3 protein-coding genes are annotated in these 2342 nt (G+C 54.9%); all 3 read right to left on the bottom strand.

Annotated elements, in window-relative coordinates; all coding sequences use genetic code 11:
- Nucleotides 1–42: 42 nt before the first annotated feature.
- Nucleotides 43–1188 (bottom strand): conjugal transfer protein TraF, encoded by a 1146-nt coding sequence (gene traF / locus ACOSYY_RS09970; RefSeq protein ID WP_421662141.1) that lies wholly within the window; start codon nucleotides 1186–1188, stop codon nucleotides 43–45.
- A gap of 185 nt (nucleotides 1189–1373) precedes the next feature.
- The gene (locus tag ACOSYY_RS09965) at nucleotides 1374–2036 is read right to left on the bottom strand and encodes an ABC transporter ATP-binding protein (RefSeq protein ID WP_421662139.1); all 663 of its coding nucleotides are present in this window, start codon (nucleotides 2034–2036) and stop codon (nucleotides 1374–1376) included.
- 56 nt (nucleotides 2037–2092) lie between these two features.
- On the bottom strand, nucleotides 2093–2342 hold a 250-nt coding region (locus ACOSYY_RS09960; protein ID WP_421662137.1), incomplete at its 5' end, for an FtsX-like permease family protein.

Below are 2342 nucleotides of genomic sequence, written 5' to 3'. Positions count from 1 at the left end.
GATGTGCGCAAATGATCGAGACAACATGGGCTTAGTATACCATTAGAATGTCAATGAAATAGAAGCAGAAACCAGAGCACCCTTTTCACGAAAGTCGTATCCTCCTCCGGCATCGGCGCGGAAATTAAACCACCGTACGCCTAATCCGGCCGTGGGAACAAAGGGAGTGGATGCATCCTGCATGTTCTTGAAGGTGCCGACCCTAAACGAAAGAAATTCAGACAAGATCGTCTGCTCTATTCCCAGACTCAGGAGTTGGCTCTTCTCCCCCGGGACAAAGGTTTTGTTCGAGGTCGCATCCACATCCGCCGTCAATGTCAAAGTAGAGTATGGATTGATCGCGACGCCGGCCCGAACCTGTGGTTCCAATTTTAGCTCCCCGCCCTCGGCAGCATCGAAGGTCGGTTGATTGATGTCCTTCGCAACGATCCCAAACCTGATCCATGAGGATGGACGATAGATGGCCCCTATGTCGATTCCATAGGTCGTTGAGATGTTCGGTTTGCCGAAATGATCAGTCGTACTAACACCGCTCCCGCCTTGGAGGTCGGTCGAACCACGGTACGCGGCGCCTTGGATAACCTTTGCGGTAACCCCGATTGAAAAAGTCTTGTCTGAAAAGGCATAGGCGTAGGAAAAGGCCAACTGTCTCGCTTCGAGTCCACGAAGCGCCATCTGGCCCGCCACGGTGATGGGAGTTCCTGCCCCGCCTGGCTGAGAGGCTTGTACAGGGGTTGAGACGAACCCACCGCCGGTTGCAACGTCAGACACGTTGAATCCCAATGCATGTTCGCCAAGATGCCCTTTCAAATAGAGACCGGCGGAGCCGTTGACTGAGACTGTCGCGCCTGGTTGATTGATGCGATCAGCAATGCTCTGACCTCTCGCCAAATTGTCCGACGATGTATCGCTGGTATTGAAGTTCTCCAGATCATGAAGTGCGTCACCTAAGCCACGGCGATCGATCGCAAGCCCACCCCCCTGGACGCGAATATCCACGGTCTGGGTCATGGCTAAGCCGGCTGGATTCCAATAAGTGGCGAGCGCATTGGTTGTGACGGCGACGCCGGCTCCACCCATGCCCATGGCGCGAGGACCTGCGATCACAAATTCAGCTGCTGATACATGAGACGGCAACGCTGAGGCGGCCAGCAACACGCCTATGCGAAGCGGTGATGAACAGCGCATCTCAGATCCTTGAGCGAATAGACACCTCGGCGAGTCTAGAGAAGGAATGATAGTTCGTCAAGGAAACGCAGCTGACCCACACCACATATGATGAAGTCCGGTGTGTGTGTTGGCAACTTGGTGACTGCTTAAAAATATCGGAATTGAACGGGGCGAGAGGATGAGGCGATGGAGGTATCCGACAGTCAGACGACTTGACCATCCTGCATGTGAATGATGCGGTCGGACTGGGCGGAGAGCTTGTCGTTATGCGTGACGATGACGAACGTTGTTCCTCGTGTCTTGTTCAAGGTGCGCATCAATCCGAACAGCCCTTCTCCGCTGTGTGTGTCGAGGTTCCCGGTCGGTTCATCAGCCAAGACCAAATCCGGATTCTGCATCAACGCGCGCGCCATGGCGACCCGCTGTTGCTCGCCTCCCGACAGCTCTCCGGGCTTGTGATGAAGGCGATGGCCCAATCCGACTTCCGTGAGAAGGGTTGTGGCGTCGGATTTGACGGAGACGGGTTCGCGGCGTTGCACGAGTGCAGGCATGCAGGCATTTTCCAACGCCGTGAACTCGGCGAGCAAGTGATGGAATTGAAACACGAACCCTATCCGTCGATTCCTGAACTCTGCCTGCTGTGTATCCGTCATCCGAAAGAGATCGTGCCCATCGAACGTAACTGTGCCATTGGTCGGTTCATCAAGGGTCCCGATAATATGGAGCAAGGTGCTCTTGCCGGCTCCCGAAGCTCCAACGATCGCCACCAGCTCGCCGCGGTGAATCTCGAGATTGATCCCTTTGAGCACGGGCAGTTCATAAGACCCCATCGAGAAGGATTTATGAAGATTGGTGACTTTGATCATGGAACCATCATCATACGCTCGTCGGCCCCGCCGAGGTCACGCTTGACGAACAACGGTCATTCATACCGCAACGCAGCGACGGGTTCCAGCTTCGCGGCCTGATTGGCCGGATAGACCGTCGCCAAAAAACTGATCAGAATGGCGGACCCTGCCACCAGGAGGACATCTTCGGCCAGTACATGAACCGGAATGGTGGAGATGGAGTACACGCTCGGGTCGAACGTCCAAAATGTTTGAATCAACCAGAGAAATGCGTAGCCCAAGGGAATGCCGATGCCTGTCCCTGCAAATCCAATGATCAATCCG

The organism is Nitrospira sp. BLG_2 (assembly GCF_049222245.1).
The sequence above is the reverse complement of the archived record's forward strand: the minus strand, read 5'-3'. Positions and strand labels throughout refer to the sequence as shown.